We start from the raw sequence: 2829 nt of genomic DNA, 5'->3' as shown, positions 1-2829 counted from the left end.
TTTCTAACATTACTTGGAGGGGATGCTGAATTACTTACCGAAGGCGAACCTATCGGCTCGCATGAACTTTTTGACAGATTAATTTCCGTAAAAACACTCGAAGGTGAAGACGAATCTGAAGAGAGTGAATTAAAATATCTAAACGTAATTAAATCCATCCGCGATAATGAACCTGAAATATTTGAAAAGATAAAACAGCTTCCCAAAAAAGCAAGAACCTCTAAAAAGAAAGATGACATTAAAAATTCTTTAATTACATATTTTCGTAAAGGAAAAATCCAGAAGTTCTATTTATCTAATTCTAATTATGCAACCATTGAATTAGATTTTATTTCAGCCGCTAAAATCTTAGATAGCAATCCCAAGGAAGAGAAGAAAGGATTACCTGAAGAGTTTTATGAACTTCTTTCCAAAAACAAAGAAGCATTTATTTTAACTACCATTGAGGAAATGCCTCAAGATTTAAGAAGAACCGGACGGGATAGTGCTTCTGCTGTAATGAGAATTGTTAAAGCTACTTTAAAGAATTCTCAAAAGCTTACCGACGACCAAGAACAGTATTTGAGAAAAGTTCTAATTCAATTAGAAGAAGGCAGTATTCCAAAGCAAGCCACAAAGGAAACCTTAAAGGCACTTGAAAAACTGAAAAATGAAATTGTTAATCCTTTTAAAGTCCTTGCTGTATTGCAGTCAAACATTTCTGATAGATTTCTCGATAGTCATTATGCAGAACAGATTCCTTCAGTATTTGGAAAAAGGGAAGTAATTTTATCTTTATACTTAGCTCGAGAATAATTGTTAATTTTATTAAAATTATCCAATTGAATGAAATTGCAGTATGGAAAATGCACTAAAAAATTTGTAATGGTTATACAATTTAGAAGTTAGATATTAATGGATAAACTTCAAGCACGTCAATTAATCAAAGACACTTTCGAAAATTCTTTCGATAGGAATGGGTTTATCAAATTCATTAAAAATCTTCTCAATCAGATTGATGATGCGCCAACTTCTTATCAAGGGCAGTGGATACCAGATTCTTTCAAACCATATATCTCAAAGCTTGAGCGGATTGGCAAGTACAATGACGGCGAAAATAAAATTGACATACTTATCATAAAGCTCCAAAGAGAAACTTCGCTTGAACGTGCGCGCACAATGCAAAGAAATTTTGTTGCCTGGTACTTAAACGGCAGTCGCGGTGGTCAATTAAAAGATGCGGCATTAGTCGCTTTTGTATCACCGAATGAATCCGACTGGAGATTTTCATTGGTAAAAATGGATTACAAATTTGAAGAGACTAAGACTGGAAAAATAAAAGTCAAAGAAGAATTCACTCCAGCACGGCGATGGTCTTTCCTTGTCGGTTCAAATGAAAAAAGCCACACTGCCCAGAGCAAACTTGTAGATATTGTTGCAGACGATGAACAGAATCCAACCTTAGCTCGTCTTGAAAAAGTTTTTAATATAGAAACCGTTACAAGAGAATTTTTCATTGAATACCGTAACCTTTTTATTCGAACAAAAAAAGAACTCGATAAAGTATTAAAGAACGATTCAAAACTAAGAGCTGAATTTGAAGCAAAAGGTGTTGATACTGTTAATTTCTCAAAGAAGCTGCTCGGTCAAATTGTTTTTCTCTATTTTCTTCAAAAGAAAGGTTGGTTTGGAGTTCCAAGAGATGCAAATTGGGGTGAAGGTTCAAAGCAATTTTTGCGCGAGCTGTTCGAGAAAAAACTTTGCAATTACAATAATTTCTTTAATGAAATCTTAGAACCTTTATTTTATGAAGCACTGAGAATAGACAGAAGCCACGACGATCATTATTACAGCAGATTTAATTGCAAAATACCTTTTCTAAATGGTGGACTTTTCGATCCCATTGGAAGTTACGATTGGGTACACACAGACATAATTCTACCAAATGAACTTTTTTCTAATAATAAAAGAACTTCAGTTGGGGATATCGGAGATGGAATACTCGATGTATTCGACCGATTTAATTTTACTGTAGCAGAAGACGAACCACTTGAAAAAGAAGTTGCTATTGACCCTGAACTTCTCGGAAAAACTTACGAAAAGTTTAATGCAATACGTCCTGATAATTTTAATGAGTATTTGAAAGTATTAAACCTGCCCGCCGTAGCTGGAGCGAAGGTCAAAAGTGGTAAGAAGGGTGAAGAAAATAAATTTAATAAACAATACGGCGTTTATTATACTCCAAGAGAAATTGTTCATTATATGTGTCAGCAAAGTTTGATAAATTATTTAGCGACCGAACTTGATGGAAATGTAAACAAAGAAGTAATTGAATTTTTAATTCTCGAAGGGGAAAGATTTGTAGAATATTTAAGTACGGCAAAGGAAAAATTAGAAAAGAATGAAGGCTATGCTGGAAAGTATCAAGAGAATAAGCATTTCATAGAGCTACGACCATTCGCAAATGAAATAGATCAGCTGCTTGCAAAATTGAAAATGTGTGATCCAGCAGTTGGCTCCGGAGCTTTTCCGGTTGGCATGATGAATGAAATTGTTAAAGCACGCATGTTTTTTGTTCTGACGAACTCCCTAAAAGATGAATACAAAAATCTGCATGGTGAGAATGTGAAAAGAAATCCATACAACTTCAAAAGAGAGTGTATCGAAAATTCACTATATGGAGTTGATATTGATCCCGGTGCAGTAGAAATAGCTAAGCTGCGTTTGTGGCTCTCACTTGTTGTTGATGAGGACGATATAAGTAATATCAAGCCGCTTCCGAACTTAGATTATAAAATTGTCTGTGGAAACTCTCTGCTTGGAGTTGAAAAGAATTTGTTCAACGAAAAA

Annotated in this window: 1 protein-coding gene; it reads left to right on the top strand. The window is 34.5% G+C overall.

All coding sequences use genetic code 11. From position 1 onward, the window contains the following. Positions 1-894: 894 nt before the first annotated feature. Positions 895-2829 (top strand): class I SAM-dependent DNA methyltransferase (locus FJ213_13245; GenBank protein ID MBM4177117.1); only part of this gene is annotated, 1935 nt, incomplete at its 3' end.

Source organism: Ignavibacteria bacterium (assembly GCA_016873845.1).
Classification (GTDB): Bacteria; Bacteroidota; Ignavibacteria; order Ch128b; family Ch128b; genus JAHJVF01.
The sequence above is the reverse complement of the archived record's forward strand: the minus strand, read 5'-3'. Positions and strand labels throughout refer to the sequence as shown.